This is a genomic window from Gemmobacter sp., from assembly GCF_046292685.1.
Taxonomy (GTDB): domain Bacteria; phylum Pseudomonadota; class Alphaproteobacteria; order Rhodobacterales; family Rhodobacteraceae; genus Wagnerdoeblera.
Genome location: NZ_JBKBQM010000004.1, coordinates 37,782 through 53,770, shown reverse-complemented (window position 1 = coordinate 53,770; position 15,989 = coordinate 37,782). Strand labels below are relative to the sequence as shown.

Below are 15,989 nucleotides of genomic sequence, written 5' to 3'. Positions count from 1 at the left end.
CCGGCAGTCGCCCGCCCGAGGCGCCGGAGGTGGTGCCCATGCCTGCGGCTGCCGCCACCGCCACCGCCGCCCCCGCGGCCGCGCCCGCCACGGCCCGGCCAGAGCCCGCACCGGGCGCCCCGAAGGCGGCCGAACCGGCGCCGGCCGGCCTGTCGCCGCGCGCCCGGGCGCGGGCGGAACTGGCCGTGGTGCTGGCCGGATGGGTCGGGCGCGACCTGGCGCTGCCCGACCTGACCGAACATCTGGCGCGGACGCATGGCGTTGATGCCGCCATCGGCCTGCCCGAACTGGCCCAGGCCCTGCGCGCGCAAGGCATGCAGGCCGAAACCGTCGCGGCCCCTGCCCCCGCCGCCGACCTGTGGCCGGCGCTGGCGCAGATGACCAGCGGGCAACTGGTGCTGGTGCTGGCTCAGGACGGCGCCCGGCTGACGATCTACGACCCGACCCTGCCCGACCGGCGCGCCGAGGTGGGCCTGTCGGAGTTTCAGCCCTATTTCGCCGGGCAGATCCTGCGCGCCCGGCCTTCGCTGGCGCAACTGACCGCCGCCCATGCCGGCACCGGCAAACCGCCGCATTGGTTCTGGGGCGAATTCCGCCACCACCGCCGCGCCTTTGCCGAGGTGGCCTTGGGTTCGTTCGTGGCCAATGTGCTGGCGGTGGCGGTGGCGCTGTTCTCGCTGCAGGTCTACGACCGGGTGATCCCGCATCAGTCCGAGGCGACGCTGTGGGTTCTGGCGCTGGGGGCCGCGCTGGCGCTGACGATGGAGGCGTTTCTCGAGGTCGCCCGCGCCCGCCTGATGGACAGCGCCGGCCGGCGGATCGAACTGTCGGTGCAGCGCCGGCTGATGGACCGCCTGCTGGGCATGAAGCGCACGCCCGGCGGCCCCACGCCTTCGTCGCTGTTCCAGTCGATGCGCGAATTCGGCTCGGTGCGCGAATTCTTTACCGCCTCGACCGTGGGCACGGTGGTGGACCTGCCGTTCATCCTGCTGTTTCTGGTGCTGGTCTGGTCGATCGGCGGGTCGATCGTCTGGGTGCTGGTGCTGGGCGGCGTGCTGATGGTGGTGCCCGGTCTGCTGATGCAGGACCGGATGATGCGCCTGACGCAGGAAACTCACGGCGCCGGCGCCAACACCGCCCGGCTGCTGCACGAAACGATCTTCGAGGCCGAAACCCTGCGCACCCAGCGCGGCGAGGACCGGGTGAAACGGCTCTGGGCCGAACTGTCGGCGCTGACCTCGATGAAATCCTCGGACCAGCGCCGCATGGCCTCGGCACTGACCTACTGGGCGCAAGGCGTGCAGCAGGCCACCTACATCGTCTGCGTGGTGATCGGCGCCTACATGGTGTTTGCCGGCGAATTCACCGTGGGCACCATCATCGCCGTCGGCATCCTCACCGGGCGCACGCTGGCGCCGCTGTCGCAACTGTCGGCCACGCTGGCGCGCTGGTCCAACGTCAAGACCGCGCTGCAGGGGCTGGATGCCATTGCCAGGGCCGACCAGGTCGAAGCGGCCGACCGCCAGTATCTGCGCCGCAAGACCATCGCCGGCGGCTGGGAGCTGAAGGGCGTGACCTTCCGCTACGACCCCGACGGCGCCGCCACCCTGGACATTCCGGGCCTGGCGATCACCGCCGGGCAGCGCATCGCGGTGCTTGGGCCGAACGGGTCGGGCAAATCCACCTTTCTCAAGCTGCTGGCCGGGCTTTATGCGCCCGAAGCCGGGCGGCTGATGCTCGACGGTGTGGAAATGGCCCAGATCCACCCGCGCGACCTGCGCCGCAACGTCGGCTATCTGGGGCAGGAGGTGCGCCTGTTCGCCGGCACCCTGCGCGACAACCTGAACCTGACGCAGCTGGAACGCGACGAGGACCGCCTGTTCCGGGCGCTGGAATTCGCGGGCCTTGCCCCCTTTGTCAAAGGCCACCCCAAGGGGCTGGACATGCCCATCCGCGACGGCGGCGAAGGGCTTTCGGTCGGCCAGCGCCAAAGCATCGGCTGGGCGCGCATCTGGTTGCAGGATCCGCGCGTGGTGCTGCTGGACGAACCCACCGCCGCGCTGGACCAGACGCTGGAGGCCACGGTGGTCAGCCGCCTGGGCGACTGGCTGGCCGGGCGCACCGCGGTGATCGCCACCCACCGCGTGCCCATCCTCGCGCTGACCGACCGGGTGCTGATCCTGCAGAACGGCCGGCTGACGGTGGACGGCCCGCGCGAAGCCGTGCTGGCCCATCTGATGAACGGCAAGGGCCCCGCGCCCAAGGCCCCGGGCACCGAGGCCCGCCGCGCATGACCATCGCCTACGATCAGGAACTGGACGACCAGAGCCGCGGCCCCAGCCTTGTCATCCGGCTGGTGGCGGCGGTCGTGGTGCTGTTCATCGGCTGGGCCGCCTTTGCCACGGTCGAGGAAATCGTGCGCGGGCAAGGCGAGATCGTCTCGTCCTCGCGGCCGCAGATCATCCAGAACCTCGAAGGCGGCATCCTGGCCGAACTGCACGTCCGCGAAGGCGATGTGGTGAACCCCGGCGATGTGCTGGCCCGGCTTTACGGCACGCAATTCCAAAGCCAGGTCGACGACCTGAGCCAGCAGATCGCCACGCTCGAGGTGCGCCGCCTGCGGCTGGAGGCCGAAATCGAAGGCGCCCGCAATTTTGCGGTGCCGCCCGCGCTGGCCGAACGGGTGCCGGCGATGGTCGCCTCGGAACGCGCGCTGCTGGCCGCGCGCCAGGCCGATTACGAAAGCCGCCGCGACGGCACCAAACGCGTGCTGGACGAGGCCGCCCGCGAACGCAAGCTGCTGGAAGACCTTCATAAAAAGGAAATCGTGTCGCTGATCGAGGTGACACGCGCGCGCAAGGCCCATTCCGATGCCGAAAACCGCCACAAGGAGGTGGTCACCCAGACCGGGCTGGAACGCGCCGGCGCACTTTCCGACACGCTCAAGGAACTGGCGTCCTTGCGCCAGACGCTGAAGGCCGCGCAAGACCAGCTGGACCGCACCGTGCTGTCCTCGCCCATGCGCGGGGTGGTGAACGCGCTCAAGGTCACCACCATCGGCGGCGTCGTGCGCCCCGGCGAGGAGATCCTCCAGATCATCCCCCTGGACGAGGAACTGTTCATCGAGGCCCGCGTGCGCCCCGAAGACATCGCCAACGTCAAGGTCGGCCAGGCCGCCACGATCAAGCTGTCGGCCTACGACTATACCATCTACGGCTCGCTCAAGGGCGCGGTCAGCTTCGTTTCGGCCGACACGTTCAAGGACGAACGCGCCAAGGATGGCGACCCGCATTACCGCGTGACCCTGTCGGTGGACCTGTCTCACCTGACCGACCGGCAACGCAACCTGGAAATCCGCCCCGGGATGCAGGCCGCGGTGGAACTGCACACCGGGTCCAAGACCGTGCTGCACTATCTGCTCAAGCCGCTATACAAATCGCGCGAGGCGCTGCGCGAACGCTAGGCCGGCAGCCCCTTTTCCTTGGCGCCGCGCCGCGCTAAGCCGCGGGCATGACCAGCCTGCCCGCCCTTTACGACGCCCGCGTTGCCGCCGGCACCCTGCGCCCCGATCCGGCACAGCACGCGGTGCTGCCGCTGCTGGAGGAGTTGCGCCTCTGGCTCGAGGCCAACCCCACCCGCCCGCGCGGGCTGCTGGCGGGCTTTCTGCGCAAGGCGCCGGCGGTGCCGCGCGGGCTTTACCTGTGGGGCGGGGTCGGGCGCGGCAAGTCGATGCTGATGGACCTGTTCACCGAAAACCTCGGCATCCCGGGCAAGCGGCGGGTGCATTTCCACGCCTTCATGCAGGAAATCCACCGCGCCATGCACGAGGTGCGCAAGACCGGGGTCGATGATGCGCTGGCCCCCGTGGCCGCCGCCGTGGCGCGCGACCTGCGCTGCCTGGCCTTCGACGAAATGCAGATCACCGACATCACCGATGCGATGATCGTGGGGCGGCTCTTTCAGTTGCTGACCGATGCGGGGGTGGTGATCGTCACCACCTCGAACCGCCCGCCCGAAGACCTTTACAAGAACGGGCTGAACCGCGCGCTGTTCCTGCCCTTCATCGACTTCCTGAACAGCCGCATGCAGGTCGTTCACCTGGAAAGCCCGACCGATTACCGCCAGCACCGCCTGCAGGGGGCGCAGGTCTATTTCACCCCGGCCGATGCCGCCGCCCACGCCGCCATGACCGCGATGTGGCACGATCTGACCGGCGGCGGCCCGGGCGCGCCCTTGCGGCTGGTCGTCAACGGCCGCGATCTGGTGCTGGATCATGTGCAGAACGGTGTCGCCCGCGCCTCGTTCTGGGATCTCTGCGGCCGCCCGCTGGGCCCGGCCGACTATCTGGCCATCGCCGGCGCCGTGCGCGTGCTGATGGTCGAGGACATTCCCCGCCTTTCGGCCACCAACTACAACGAGGCCAAGCGCTTCGTCACCCTGATCGACGCGCTTTACGAAGGCCGCGTGCGGCTGATTGCCAGCGCCGCCGATGTGCCCGAACGGCTCTATCTCGAAGGCGCCGGCGCCTTCGAGTTCGAACGCACCGCCAGCCGCCTGCGCGAGATGCAGGGCGCCGACTGGGGTGCAGGCTCAGGCGACTGACGCCTGCAACAGCGCCAGCAGGCGGCGCGACATCGCGCTGTCAGGGTCGGTCCAGTCCAGGATCACATCGAAGTGGTTGCGCCCCGGCACCTCCAGCACCGGCGCGCCGATCGCGGCGGCATAGGCCGCGCTCTGGCGGTGAAAGCCCGGGGTCTCGGCTTCGGCCAGGGCCACCACGGCCGGCAGCGGGGCGGCGGGCAGATGCCGCAGCGGGCTCAGGCCCGCGACCTCGGCGGGGGTAAGGCGCATCCAGTCCTGCACATGGCTCGACGCCAGCGGTGCCAGCTCGAACAACCCCGACACCGGCATCAGCCCGTGCAGGGGCTGGGGCGGCAGGCCGGCGGCGGCTTGCCAGCCCCCGGCGGCCACCGCCGCCGCCAGATGCCCCCCGGCGCTGGACCCGCCGACCACGATGCGCCCCCGGTCGATGCCGAGGCTGTCGGCGTTCTGCCACAGCCAGGCCAGCGCCGCGCGGCACTGGCGGGTGATCTCGGTCAGGCTTACCGCCGGGGCCAGGGTGTAATCGGGCACGGCACAGGCGATGCCCCGCGCCGCCAGCATCGGCGCCATGAAGGCCGAAGCCCCGCGCGACAGCGCCCGCCAGTAACCGCCGTGGATGAACACGAAGCACGGCCGCGCCTCGCCCGGAACGGTGCCGAACAGGTCCAGCGCCTCGCCCGACACCGGGTCGTAGACCAGCCCGCTGCGCGCGCCGGGCAGCGCCAGCGCCGCCGCCGACAGGCGGGCATAATCGCCGACGATGCGGTGGAAATCGGCCTCGGAACAGGTCAGGCGCGCGGTGTAATCGGCATCCAGGCGGTCGCGGGGCCAGGCGGCTTCGGCAGCAAGGTTCATCAGATCGCCAGGGGGTCGATACGGTTTGCAATCAGCCGCACCAGGCTCAGCGCGGTCAGTTCCGAGGTCTTGGGGTTCGTGGCCATCGGGCGGTTTTCCAGCACCACCGACAGCGCGCCGAAATCGCCCGTGGCGGTCAGCCGGTGCGCGTTGCGCGCGGCCCCCGGGTCGGCCACCAGCGCCACCTCGGTGCCCGCCATCCCCAGCCCGGCCAGCGCCGAAATCGCCGCCACATTGGCATTCTGCGGAAACCGCGCCGCGGCCTCGGCGGCCGGCCCCTGCCAGAAGGTCACCGGCGCCGCCAGCGCGCCCAGGTCGCACAGCGCCTCGGCCTCGGTGCCGCGCCAGGCGGCCGGCGGCTTGACGATCTCGTGGCGCACGCGCGCCAGCGGCAGCCGCGCCGCCGCGGCCAGCGCGTCGATGCCCCCCAGCGCCCCGGGCGGGATCAGCACCTGCCGCCCCGCCGCCCGCGCGGCCGCCACCAGCCCCGCCAGCAACGCCGCATCGGTCAGCGCCGAGGTGGAAACCGGCGCATAATCCGCCCCCGCCGCCAGCGCGGCCATGCCCCAGGGCGCCACCGCCGCGCGGCCCGCGGCCTCGATCACCAGCCCGGGCGCCAGCGCGGCCAGCCCCTCGGGCGCCTCGACCCGCGCGACCCCCGCCGGCAGCACCGCGCCCGACCCGGGCCGCAGGCCGACGCCGGCCAGCACCACGCCGGCCGGCAGCATCCCCGCCACCCGCTGCGCAATGGCCCCCCAGCCTACCAGAACCAGCCGCATCGCCTTGCCCCTTGCCTTGAAACACCCGATCCCGCGGGTCGCCGGCCCCCGGCCGCACCACGCCGCGCCGCAGGGTCAGAGCCCGACATACCCCTGCACGATCGCCGCATCCCGCTCCAGATCCGCGCGTGTGCCGGACCAGACGGTGCGCCCCTTTTCGATGATGAAATGCCGGTCGGCCAGCCGCTTCAGCACCCCGAGGTTCTTGTCGATCAGCAGGATCGACTGCCCCTGCGCCTTCAACCGCTCGATCACATGCCAGATTTCGGTGCGGATCACCGGCGCCAGCCCCTCGGTCGCCTCGTCCAGGATCAGCAGCCGCGGGTTGGTCATCAGCGCGCGGCCCACGGCCAGCATCTGCTGTTCGCCCCCCGACAGCGTGCCCGCCAGTTGCCCCGCGCGTTCGCCCAGCCGCGGGAACAGCTCGTAAACCCGCGCCAGGGTCCAGGGGTTGGCCCGGCCCAGCCGGTTGGCCGCCGTCGCCACCAGGTTTTCGCGCACCGTCAGCGTCGGGAACACCTGCCGGCCTTCGGGCACCAGCCCCGCCCCCATGCGCGCGATGCGTTCGGGCGACAGGCCGGCCACGCTGCGGCCTTCGAACTGCACCTGACCGCCGCGCGGCGCCACAAGCCCCATGATCGAACGCACCGTGGTGGTCTTGCCCATGCCGTTGCGGCCCAGCAAGGTCACCACCTCGCCTTCGGCGATGTCCAGCGACACGTCGAACAGCACCTGACTGGCGCCATAGGCGGCCGAAAGCCCGGATACGTTCAGCACAGCTCGTCCTCCGCGCCCAGATAGGCTTCGCGCACCTCGGGGTTGGCGCGGATGTCCTCGACCGAACCCGAGGCGATGATGCGCCCGTAAACCAGCACCGAAATCCGCGTGGCCAGCGCGAACACCGCCTCCATGTCGTGTTCCACCAGCAGCATCGGCGTGGCTTGCGCCACCTCGCGCAGGCGGCCGATCATGTCATGGCTTTCGGCGGCACCAAGGCCCGCCATCGGTTCGTCCAGCAGCAGGATGCGCGGGCGCCGCGCCAGCGCGACCAGCAGTTCCAGCTGCTTCTTTTCGCCGTGGCTCAGGCCGGCCACCGGCACATGGGCGCGGTGGTCCAGCGCGGTGCCGGCCAGCAAGGCATCGGTTTGCGCCCAGACGCTGCGGCGGCGCGCCACCGCATCCCAGATGCGGAAGTTGTGCCCCTCGCGCGCCTGCACGGCCAGGGCGATGTTCTCGCGCACGCTCATCTCGCCCAGTAGGTTGGTGATCTGGAACGTGCGCCCCAGCCCAAGCGCCACCCGGTCGGGCACCGGCAGGCCGGTCACATCCGCCCCACCCAGCCGGACCGAGCCTTCGTCGGGCACCAGTTCGCCGCACAGCTGGTTGATGAGCGTGGATTTCCCCGCCCCGTTCGGGCCGATCAGGGCATGCACCTCGCCCGGCTCCACGGTCAGCGATACATGGTCGGTGGCCGTCAAGCCGCCAAAGCGCTTGACCAGCCCGCGAACCTCCAGCACCGGCCCGGTCATTTCCGCCTCCCCGTCACGCGCGCCACGACCCAGGCCAGACCGGCGCTGATGCCGCCCTTTGTGCCCAGCACCACCGCCAGCAGGATCAGGCCCAGGTAAAGCTGCCAGTATTCGGTTTTCGCCGCCAGCCAGGTTTCCAGCACCAGATAGGCCGCCGTGCCGAAGATCGGGCCCAGATAGGTGCCCACCCCGCCTAGGATCACCATCATCATCAGCGCGCCCGATTTCGACCAGTGCAGCATGTCGGGGCTGGCAAAGCGCAGGAAGTTGGCCATCAGGGCGCCCGCCAGCCCCGCGCCCATGCCCGACAGCACGAAGGCATAAAGCTTGTAGCGGTAAGGCGCATAGCCCAGCGCCGCCATGCGCCGCTCGTTCTGCTTCATCCCGCGCAGCACGGTGCCGAAGCTGGAATGGATGACCCGCCAAAAGGCCAGCATGAACAGCGCCCAGAACCCGAGCATCACGTAATACAGCGTCACCCGGTCGCGCATGTTCAGGCCAAGGAACTCGTTGGTGCGCCGGATGATGATGCCGTCCTCGCCGCCATAGGCCTTGAGGCTGACGAACAGGAAGAAGATCATCTGCGCAAAGGCCAGGGTTATCATGATGAACTGCACCCCGCCGGTGCGCAGGCTCAGCGCCCCGATGGCCGCCGCCAGCAGGCCCGAAACCAGGATCGCCGCCGGCACGGTGACCAGCAGTTGGTTGGACCCCGGAATGAACCCCAGCAGCGGCGAACCTTCGGCATGGTGCACGAAAAGCATCCCCACGACATAGCCGCCGATGCCGAAGAATGCGGCATGGCCAAAGCTGACCATGCCGCCATAGCCCAGCACCAGGTTCAGGCTGGCCGCCGCGATGGAATAGATCAGGATGCGCGTGACCAGCGACAGGGTGGACCCGTCGGCCAGCATCGGCACCGCCAGCAACAGCGCCGCCAGCACCACGATGCCGACCTTGCGCCACAGGGCCCGGGTTTCAGGATTGGCCATGCCTCATGCCCCCGCCGCAAACAGGCCCTTGGGCCGGACCAGCAACACCAGCGCCATCAACAGGTAGATGCCCATCGAGGCAATGCCGATGCCCAGCGCATCGGCCTCGGACGCCGGCATCACCCCGCGCAGGAGCCCCGGCAGAAAGGCGCGCAGCATCGTGTCCACGATGCCCAGCAGCAACCCCGCCACGAAGGCCCCCTTGATCGAGCCGACGCCCCCCACCACCACCACGACAAAGGTGGCCAGCAGGATCTGTTCGCCCATGCCGACCTGCACCGCGCTGATCGGGCCCGAGACATAGCCCGCAAACCCCGCCAGCAGCGCACCCAGCCCGAAAACGACCGTGTAGAGCAGCCGGATATCCACCCCCAGCGCGCGCACCATGTCGCGGTTGGTGGCACCGGCGCGCACCAGCATGCCGATGCGGGTGCGGTTGATGAGCAGATACAGCCCGAAGGCCACCAGCAACCCCGCAACGATGATGACCAGACGGTAGGGCGGGTAGAACAGCCCCGGCAACAGTTCGACCGGGGCCGCCAGGCTTTCGGGAATGGCCACGAACACCGGCTGGCGGCCGACCGTCAGCGTGATGAGCTGGTTGAACACCAGGATCAGCCCGAAGGTGGCCAGCACCTGATCGAGGTGGTCGCGGGCATAGAGCCTGCGGATCACCAGCGCCTCGATCGCCAGCCCCGCAGCGCCGGCGGCGACCAGCGCCACCGGGATGCCCAGCCAGAAATTGCCGGTCGCCGCGGCCGCCAGCGTGCCGGCATAGGCCCCGATCATGTAAAGCGACCCGTGCGCCAGGTTGATGACCCCCATGATCCCGAAGATCAGGGTCAACCCGGCTGCCAGCAGAAACAGCATCACGCCGTATTGCAGGCCGTTCAGCAGTTGTTCGAGCACAAGGATCATGGCACCGGCGCGACAAATGGCCCGGCGGAGGCGCCTGCGGAAAGGTCGGATGCCTCCGGCGGGGATATTTGGGTCAAGGTGAAGGCGGCAACCGCAGCCGGAGGCGGCAGCCGGGCCGCCACCCCCGAAGCCGGATCACATCTTGCACTGCTCGGCGTAGATGTCGCCCACCATTTCGCGCAGCAGCGGGCCGGTCACCGCCTTGGGCTTGCCGCCGTCGCCGGCGACGATGTCGACCATGTACCAGTTCTGCACCGGGTGCTGGTTCGGGCCCCAGGCAAAGGCGCCGCGGGTGCTGGCGAAATCGGCGGCGCGCAGCGCCTCGCGGAAGGCATCGGCGTTGTCGGGCGTCGCCTTGGCCAGGGCCGAGCCGATCAGCAGCGCGGTATCATAGGCCTGCTGGGCGTAGTAGGTGATAGGCCGGTCGCCGTGCCTGGCGCGCCAGGCGGCGACGAAGGCCTTGGAGGCCTCGTTGTCGAAATCCTCGTTCCAGTGGGTGGTGCCCTTGATGCCGATGGCGGCTTCGCCCACCGCGTTCAGGATCACGCCGTCGATCGAGGGTTCCGACAGCACCATCGGGATCTGCCCCAGAAGGCCGGCCTGCTGATACTGCTTGAGGAACGCGATGCCCAGACCGCCGGGGTGGAACTGGAACACCACTTCGGGGTTGGCAGCGCGGATGCGGGCCATTTCGGACGCGAAGTCGGTCTGGTCCAGCTGGGTATAGATTTCCTCGACCTCGCCTTCGAACAGCCGCTTGAAGCCGGCGATGGCATCCTTGCCGGCCTGATAGTTGGGGGCCAGCGCCACGGCCTTTTTATAGCCCAGCGATTTCGCGGCGGCGCCGGTGGCCTCGTGCAGGCTGTCGTTCTGCCAGCTGACGACGAAGTAGTTTTCGTTGCAGCCCGCCCCGGCCAGGTTCGACGGCCCGGCGTTGGGCGAGATGTAGAAGGCGCCGTTGTCCACCACGTCGGGCACCACGGCGCCCGCGACGTTGGAGAACACGATGCCGGTGACCAGCTTGATGCCCTGGTCGTTGACGAACTTTTCGGCGATCTGGCGGCCGTTGCCGGGGTTCAGGCCGTCATCCTCGACGACCAGCTCCACCTCGACTCCGCCCAGCTTGCCGCCGCCCTGTTCCACCGCCAGCGCCATCGCATCGCGGATCTGTTCGCCGATGTAGCCGGGCGGGCCCGACAGCGTGGTGATGACGCCGATCTTCACGGCCTCGGCCCAGCCGGGCAGCGTGGACAGCGCAAGGATGCTGGCGGCTGCAAGCAGTTTCTTCATGGTCGTCTCCCTGTGGTCGCGCCTTGGTCGGCGCTGATGATTTCTGCATACGGTATCCTGAGGCCGGATTTATTTCAAGCCGGAATAATTCGAGCTTGAAATTGTTTCCAGCCGCATTTTCGAAAATCAGGCCCTGCCCTCGACCCTGCCGCACGTCCGGGGCCGGATCAAGGGCAAATCCCTCACAGCTTCACCCATCCTTCGGGCGCCTGCTTGCCCGGATGGACGGTGCCGCATTGCGGGCAGGTGCGCGCCTTTTCGTCGGCGTAGAACGCCGCATAGATCGGCGGCAGGTCATCGACGATGGATTCCAGATCGACCTCGGCGCGGTGCACCCGGGCGTTGCAGTTGAAGCAATACCACTCGATCGCGTCCAGCGCGCCTTCGGGCCGCGCCGGTTCGATCACAAGGCCGATGGAGCCTTCCTGCGGGCGCTGCGGCGAATGGCGGATATGGGCGGGCAACAGGAAGATGTCGCCTTCGCGGATCGGCACGTCGTAGAATTCGCCGGTGCCGGTGTCGTGCAGCTTCAGCAGCATGTCGCCTTTCAGCTGGTAGAAGAATTCCTCGACCGGGTCGTCGTGGTAATCGGTGCGCTGGTTCGGGCCGCCGACCACGGTGACCATCAGGGCGCTGTCCTTCCACACCATCTGGTTGCCCACCGGGGGCTTGAGCAGGTGCTTGTGTTCGTCGATCCACTTCTGAAAGTTGAAGGCGTGCAGGCGGGCCATGGGAATCTCCTCTCCGGTCATCATGCGGTGCGAAGGCCGCAGGCGTCAAACGCCTTGCGCGTGGCTTCGCGTTCCGCGTGGGTCAGTTCCAGGCAGGGCGGGCGCACGCGGCCGCCGGTTTGCCCCAGCAGGGTCTGCCAGTATTTCTGGTGGGCGTGCGGCTTTTCGGGCGGCCGGGTTTCGCGCAGCGCGCGGCGCACCGGGTCCAGGCTGTCGCGGATGGCGCGGGCCTCGTCCGCGCGCCCGGCAAAGGCCAGGTCGGTGTATCGCCGCATCCGCCGGTCGGCCGCCGTCTGGATCAGGTAGGGCGGCGAGGAACAGAGGTAAAGCCGCCAGTCCAGTTCCAGGATGTTGTCCAGCCACTCCTCCTCGGACGCGGTCGAGACGATGATCCGGTCGCCCGCCAGCCGGGTCAGTTCGGCATACATCGGGCGCGGCACCGAATACTTGATCGCCACCACGTTATCGATGTCGGCCAGCCGGTTGCACAGCGCGGGGCTCATCAGATAGCCCGAATCGGGGTGGCTCCACAGCGCGATGCCGATGTCCACCGCCGCGGCGATGGTTTCGTAGTATCGGATCAGGGTTTCGTCCTGCGCCTTGAAGAAATGCAGGATGGGGGCGTGGACGACGATGTAATCCGCCCCGCAGGCCTGCGCGTGTTTCGCCAGGTCGATCACCACATCCATGTTCTGATCCGAACAGGACATGATCGTCTGTGCCCGGCCATCCGCCGCCTGCACCGCCAGGTCGAAGCTGCGCTTGCGTTCGTCGACCGACATGGAAAAGAACTCGCCCTGCTTGCCGGCGATGAAGAACCCGTCGATCCCCAGGTCGGTGATCCAGTGGTCCATGTTGGCGCGGAACCCGTCCTCGTCGATGCTCAGGTCATCGCGGAAGGGCATGAGCGCGGCGGCCCAGATGCCGCGCATATGGGCAAAGGCGTGGGATTTGGCATCCTTGCGGGTGTATTTCATGGCTCCAGTCCGTTGAGGGCACGCCACACCGTTTCGGATGTCAGCGGCAGCGAAAGGTCGGGGGTGTCCGCAGGCAGGGCATCCATCACCGCGTTCAGGATCGCGGCGGGAATGCCGATGCAGCCGGCCTCGCCCACGCCGCGGGCGCCAAGCGGGTTGGCGGGCGTGGGCGTGGGGCGGGAAATCAGGTGCAGGGGGGGCATGTCGGCGGCGCGGGGCACGGCGTAATCCATCAGGCTGCCGGTCTGCAACTGGCCGTCGGTTGTCACCAGCCGTTCCATCAGCGCCGCCCCGATGCCTTGCGCCGCCCCGCCGATCATCTGGCCTTCGACCAGCAGGGGGTTCAGCACCGTGCCGGCGTCGTCCACCCAGGTGACGCGGGCAATCGTGGTGGCGCCGGTGTCGGGGTCGAGGCAGATCTCGGCCAGCACCACGCCCGAGGCCCAGGCCTCGGCCGGGGCGGCAAAGGTGGTGCGCACCTCCAACGGTTCGGGCAGGCGGGCGGCCAGGGCGGCCAGATCGTTGGTGCGGTGGGCATCGAGCCTTGCGCGGAATGCACGCGCCGCTTCCAGCATGGCGCTGCCGCCGATGGCGGTGGACCGGCTGGCCAGCGCCCCGATGCCTTGCGGCACAAGATCGGTGTCGCCTTGCGCCACGATCACCTGCGCAGGCGCGATGCCCAGCACCTCGGCCACCAGCTGCGCCAGCGCGGTTTCGCGGCCCTGGCCTTGGGCGCTGGACCCGGTCAGCGCCAGCACCGTGCCATCGGGTTGCAGCCGCAGCGCGGCGGATTCCCACCCCTGCCCGCAAGGCTCGGTATAAAGCGCCAGCCCCGCCCCGGCGATGGCCCCTTGCGCCTTGCGCGCCTGCGCAGCCGCCCAATGCGGCGCAATCGCCTCCAGCAGCCCGGGAAAATCGCCCGAACAGGGGCCGTGCCGCGCAGGCAGCTCATCCGGCGTCAGCGCGTTGCGGCGCCGGAACTCCAGCGGGTCGAGGCCCAGCGCCCGCGCCGCCTTGTCCACCAGCCGTTCGGTCAGGATCACCGCCTCGGGCCGGCCGGCACCGCGATAGATGTTCACCGCCGCCTCGGCCGTGCGCCGGGCGCTGACCTGCGCCACCCCCACGCCGCGATAGGGGCCCGGCAACATCCGGCTGGCGTTGCGCAAGGGGGCCAGCGCCGAATAGGGCATCCAGTGGCCCAGGGGCACCTCGAACCGCCCTTCGATCCCGGCAATCCGGTCGCCCTCCAGCAACAGCCGCCCCGTCGTTGCCATGCCGCGGCCGCGGGTGGCGGCCAGGAACTCCTCGGACCGCGTGCCTTGCCAGGCAACCGCACCGCCCAGCCGCAGCGCGGCCAGCGCCACCACCGCATCCTCGGGCATCAGGCTGGCCTTGCCGCCGAAGGCGCCGCCCACGTCGGGGGCCACCACGCGCACATCCTCCAGCCCCAGCATCGCCGCCAGATCGTCGCGGCAGCGCTGCGGGGTCTGGGTGGACAGGTGGCAGGTCAGCCGCGCGCCATCCCATTCGGCCAGGCTCGCGCGCGGCTCCAGCGCCAAGGGCGCCACCAGCGCATGATCCACCCGCGCGGTCACGCCCGGCCCCTCGGGCAAGGCGCCGGTCGAGAGGTCCAGCACCGGGTCGGGCTCGGGCGCGTCCTCCGCCACCTCCAGCACGATGCGTTCCACCGCATCGCGGGCGGCCAGCGCGCTGCGGGCCACCACGGCCGCCACCGGCTGCCCGGGTGCGGCCACACGGCCCACCGCCATCGGCTGCATCGGAAACAGCGCCGCCCCCGGCAGCAGCGGGTTCACCGCCGCCGGCCCCAGCCCCGCGCAATCCGCCCCGGTCAGCACGGCGACCACATCGGGGGCGGCCAGCGCGTCGGAGACATCCAGTGCGGCGATGGCGCCGGCCGCATAGGGGCTGCGCAGGAACTCCACCCACAAGGCCCCTTGCGGCACCAGATCGGCCACGAAACGCCCGCGCCCGGTCAAGAGCCGCGCATCCTCGCGCCGCGCCATGCCTTGCCCGATCCAGCCCTTGCCTGCCGCTTGCCCGTCCATGCTGCCCCCGCTTGCCCTGCACAGCAGACCACAGGCGGCATCTATCCGTCCAGCACCCCGCGTGTTATCAATTCATCAGGATTTCCAATCAATGACCCGCCCCACCCTGCGCCAGATCGATTGCCTGCTTGCCATCCGCGACACCGGCGGGTTTTCCCGCGCGGCCGAACGCCTGGGGCTCAGCCAACCCGCGCTCAGCGCGCAGATCCGCGACCTCGAGGCCCAGCTCGGCCTGCGCCTGGTAGACCGGACCACCCGCCGCGTGGCGCTGACCCCGGCCGGGGCCGCCTTCGCCACCCGCGCGGCGGCGGGCCTGGCCGAGCTCGACCGGGCCGAGGCCGAGGCGCGCGGCCTCGCCCGGCTCGAGGCCGGCAGCCTGCGCCTTGCAGCCCCGCCCTTGCTGGCGGCGGGGCTCTTGCCGCAGGTCATGGCCGCATTCGCCGCGCGCCACCCCGGCATCGCGCTGACCCTGGCCGACCTGCCCACGGACGACATCGTCGCGCGCCTGCGCGACGGTCGGGTCGATGCCGGCATCGGCACCTTTCCCCCCGGCCTGCCCGACCTCGACGCGCGCCCGCTGTTCCGCGATGCGCTGATGCTGTTCGCCCCGCCGCACCACCCGCTGGCCGCCGCCGCCGATCCGCCCGGCTGGGCCGCGCTGGCCCAGACGCCCATCGTTGCGCTGGGGCGCGAAAGCGGCCTGCGCCTGCTGGCCGACATGGCCTTCGACGCCGCCGGCTTCCCCTTGCGCCCGGCGCAGGAGGTCGGGCAGATCTTCACCGCGCTGGCGCTGGTTGCGGCCGGGTTCGGCGTGGCGGTGCTGCCGGGCTATGCCCGCATCGCGCCGCAGGCCGCCGGGCTGGTCGCGCGGCCGCTGCCCGGCCCGGCGATCGTGCGCCAGATCTCGGCCCTGACCCCGCGCGACCGCAGCCCACCGCCCGCACTGGCCGCGTTTCTGGAAACGCTGACACGCGCCTTGCGCGGCACCGCCGCCGGCGCCCCGGCCTGACGGCTTGCGCCGCCCGCCTGCCGCAAGCCGCCCCTTGCCGCAGGCCGCCCGCCTGCCGCAGGCCGTCCCTTGCCGCAGGCCGTCCCTTGCCGCAGGCCGTCCCTTGCCGCAGGCCGCCCCTGTCCGCGCCATCCCGCGCCAGCGCCGGTGCCGGGGGTTCGATGCCCCCGGCACCGGCGGGCCCCCCCCCCCCCCCCCGCCCCCCCCCCCCCCCGCCCCGCCGCCCGCGCGCGCAGCAGAG

The 15,989-nt window shown here is 70.3% G+C and carries 14 protein-coding genes and 1 pseudogene; 4 read left to right on the top strand and 11 right to left on the bottom strand.

From position 1 onward, the window contains the following. Positions 1 to 38 precede the first annotated feature (38 nt). From ACK4S2_RS02030 to zapE, 3 genes are read left to right on the top strand one after another with little or no spacing between them, the layout of a single operon-like run. Complete coding sequence (locus tag ACK4S2_RS02030; RefSeq protein ID WP_409619896.1) at positions 39 to 2,294, top strand: ATP-binding cassette domain-containing protein; 2,256 nt, start codon at positions 39 to 41, stop codon at positions 2,292 to 2,294. Continuing rightward, entirely contained in the window at positions 2,291 to 3,463 is a 1,173-nt protein-coding gene (locus tag ACK4S2_RS02025) for an HlyD family type I secretion periplasmic adaptor subunit (RefSeq protein WP_409619810.1), read from the top strand. The genes ACK4S2_RS02030 and ACK4S2_RS02025 overlap by 4 nt, the downstream gene beginning before the upstream one ends. Before the next feature lie 47 nt (positions 3,464 to 3,510). Then, positions 3,511 to 4,602 (top strand): cell division protein ZapE, encoded by a 1,092-nt coding sequence (gene zapE / locus ACK4S2_RS02020; RefSeq protein WP_409619808.1) that lies wholly within the window; start codon positions 3,511 to 3,513, stop codon positions 4,600 to 4,602. Here zapE and ACK4S2_RS02015 read toward each other — a convergent pair. The 11 genes and pseudogenes from ACK4S2_RS02015 to ACK4S2_RS01965 form a co-directional block, all read right to left on the bottom strand. Next, on the bottom strand, positions 4,591 to 5,457 hold the full coding sequence (locus ACK4S2_RS02015; protein WP_409619806.1) for an alpha/beta hydrolase: 867 nt from the start codon (positions 5,455 to 5,457) through the stop codon (positions 4,591 to 4,593). The two genes, zapE and ACK4S2_RS02015, sit on opposite strands and share 12 nt — an antisense overlap. Then, complete coding sequence (locus ACK4S2_RS02010) at positions 5,457 to 6,236, bottom strand: aspartate dehydrogenase (RefSeq protein WP_409619804.1); 780 nt, start codon at positions 6,234 to 6,236, stop codon at positions 5,457 to 5,459. The genes ACK4S2_RS02015 and ACK4S2_RS02010 overlap by 1 nt, the downstream gene beginning before the upstream one ends. Positions 6,237 to 6,311: 75 nt before the next feature. After that, the gene (locus tag ACK4S2_RS02005) at positions 6,312 to 7,013 is read right to left on the bottom strand and encodes an ABC transporter ATP-binding protein (protein ID WP_409619802.1); all 702 of its coding nucleotides are present in this window, start codon (positions 7,011 to 7,013) and stop codon (positions 6,312 to 6,314) included. Then, on the bottom strand, positions 7,007 to 7,147 hold the full coding sequence (locus tag ACK4S2_RS02000) for a hypothetical protein (protein WP_409619894.1): 141 nt from the start codon (positions 7,145 to 7,147) through the stop codon (positions 7,007 to 7,009). Before ACK4S2_RS02000 ends, ACK4S2_RS02005 begins: the two co-directional genes overlap by 7 nt. A 99-nt stretch (positions 7,148 to 7,246) precedes the next feature. Continuing rightward, a pseudogene (locus ACK4S2_RS01995) lies at positions 7,247 to 7,726 on the bottom strand (ABC transporter ATP-binding protein); the annotation flags it as partial. 35 nt (positions 7,727 to 7,761) lie between these two features. Further along, positions 7,762 to 8,757, bottom strand: a complete 996-nt coding sequence (locus tag ACK4S2_RS01990) for a branched-chain amino acid ABC transporter permease (protein ID WP_409619800.1) — start codon at positions 8,755 to 8,757, stop codon at positions 7,762 to 7,764. A 3-nt stretch (positions 8,758 to 8,760) separates the two neighbouring features. Further along, entirely contained in the window at positions 8,761 to 9,675 is a 915-nt protein-coding gene (locus ACK4S2_RS01985) for a branched-chain amino acid ABC transporter permease (protein WP_409619798.1), read from the bottom strand. A 135-nt stretch (positions 9,676 to 9,810) separates the two neighbouring features. Then, positions 9,811 to 10,965, bottom strand: a complete 1,155-nt coding sequence (locus ACK4S2_RS01980; protein WP_409619796.1) for an ABC transporter substrate-binding protein — start codon at positions 10,963 to 10,965, stop codon at positions 9,811 to 9,813. 182 nt (positions 10,966 to 11,147) lie between these two features. Next, a complete protein-coding gene (locus ACK4S2_RS01975) occupies positions 11,148 to 11,696 on the bottom strand; it encodes a 3-hydroxyanthranilate 3,4-dioxygenase (RefSeq protein ID WP_409619794.1) in 549 nt (182 codons plus the stop codon). Between the two features lie 20 nt (positions 11,697 to 11,716). Next, on the bottom strand, positions 11,717 to 12,673 hold the full coding sequence (locus ACK4S2_RS01970) for a dihydrodipicolinate synthase family protein (protein WP_409619792.1): 957 nt from the start codon (positions 12,671 to 12,673) through the stop codon (positions 11,717 to 11,719). Continuing rightward, the gene (locus tag ACK4S2_RS01965; protein ID WP_409619790.1) at positions 12,670 to 14,739 is read right to left on the bottom strand and encodes a xanthine dehydrogenase family protein molybdopterin-binding subunit; all 2,070 of its coding nucleotides are present in this window, start codon (positions 14,737 to 14,739) and stop codon (positions 12,670 to 12,672) included. The genes ACK4S2_RS01970 and ACK4S2_RS01965 overlap by 4 nt, the downstream gene beginning before the upstream one ends. A gap of 91 nt (positions 14,740 to 14,830) precedes the next feature. On the opposite strand from ACK4S2_RS01965, the gene ACK4S2_RS01960 reads away from it, so the two are divergent. Further along, complete coding sequence (locus tag ACK4S2_RS01960) at positions 14,831 to 15,748, top strand: LysR family transcriptional regulator (protein ID WP_409619788.1); 918 nt, start codon at positions 14,831 to 14,833, stop codon at positions 15,746 to 15,748. Positions 15,749 to 15,989 lie beyond the last annotated feature (241 nt).

Coding starts and splice junctions, on each gene's coding strand:
- ACK4S2_RS01975 (WP_409619794.1), bottom strand. CDS start 11,696: ATGGCCCGCCTGCACGCCTTCAACTTTCAGAAGTGGATCGACGAACAC.
- ACK4S2_RS02025 (WP_409619810.1), top strand. CDS start 2,291: ATGACCATCGCCTACGATCAGGAACTGGACGACCAGAGCCGCGGCCCC.
- ACK4S2_RS01980 (WP_409619796.1), bottom strand. CDS start 10,965: ATGAAGAAACTGCTTGCAGCCGCCAGCATCCTTGCGCTGTCCACGCTG.
- ACK4S2_RS01985 (WP_409619798.1), bottom strand. CDS start 9,675: ATGATCCTTGTGCTCGAACAACTGCTGAACGGCCTGCAATACGGCGTG.
- ACK4S2_RS02010 (WP_409619804.1), bottom strand. CDS start 6,236: ATGCGGCTGGTTCTGGTAGGCTGGGGGGCCATTGCGCAGCGGGTGGCG.
- ACK4S2_RS02000 (WP_409619894.1), bottom strand. CDS start 7,147: ATGGAGGCGGTGTTCGCGCTGGCCACGCGGATTTCGGTGCTGGTTTAC.
- ACK4S2_RS01960 (WP_409619788.1), top strand. CDS start 14,831: ATGACCCGCCCCACCCTGCGCCAGATCGATTGCCTGCTTGCCATCCGC.
- ACK4S2_RS02030 (WP_409619896.1), top strand. CDS start 39: ATGCCTGCGGCTGCCGCCACCGCCACCGCCGCCCCCGCGGCCGCGCCC.
- ACK4S2_RS01965 (WP_409619790.1), bottom strand. CDS start 14,739: ATGGACGGGCAAGCGGCAGGCAAGGGCTGGATCGGGCAAGGCATGGCG.
- ACK4S2_RS02015 (WP_409619806.1), bottom strand. CDS start 5,457: ATGAACCTTGCTGCCGAAGCCGCCTGGCCCCGCGACCGCCTGGATGCC.
- zapE (WP_409619808.1), top strand. CDS start 3,511: ATGACCAGCCTGCCCGCCCTTTACGACGCCCGCGTTGCCGCCGGCACC.
- ACK4S2_RS01990 (WP_409619800.1), bottom strand. CDS start 8,757: ATGGCCAATCCTGAAACCCGGGCCCTGTGGCGCAAGGTCGGCATCGTG.
- ACK4S2_RS01970 (WP_409619792.1), bottom strand. CDS start 12,673: ATGAAATACACCCGCAAGGATGCCAAATCCCACGCCTTTGCCCATATG.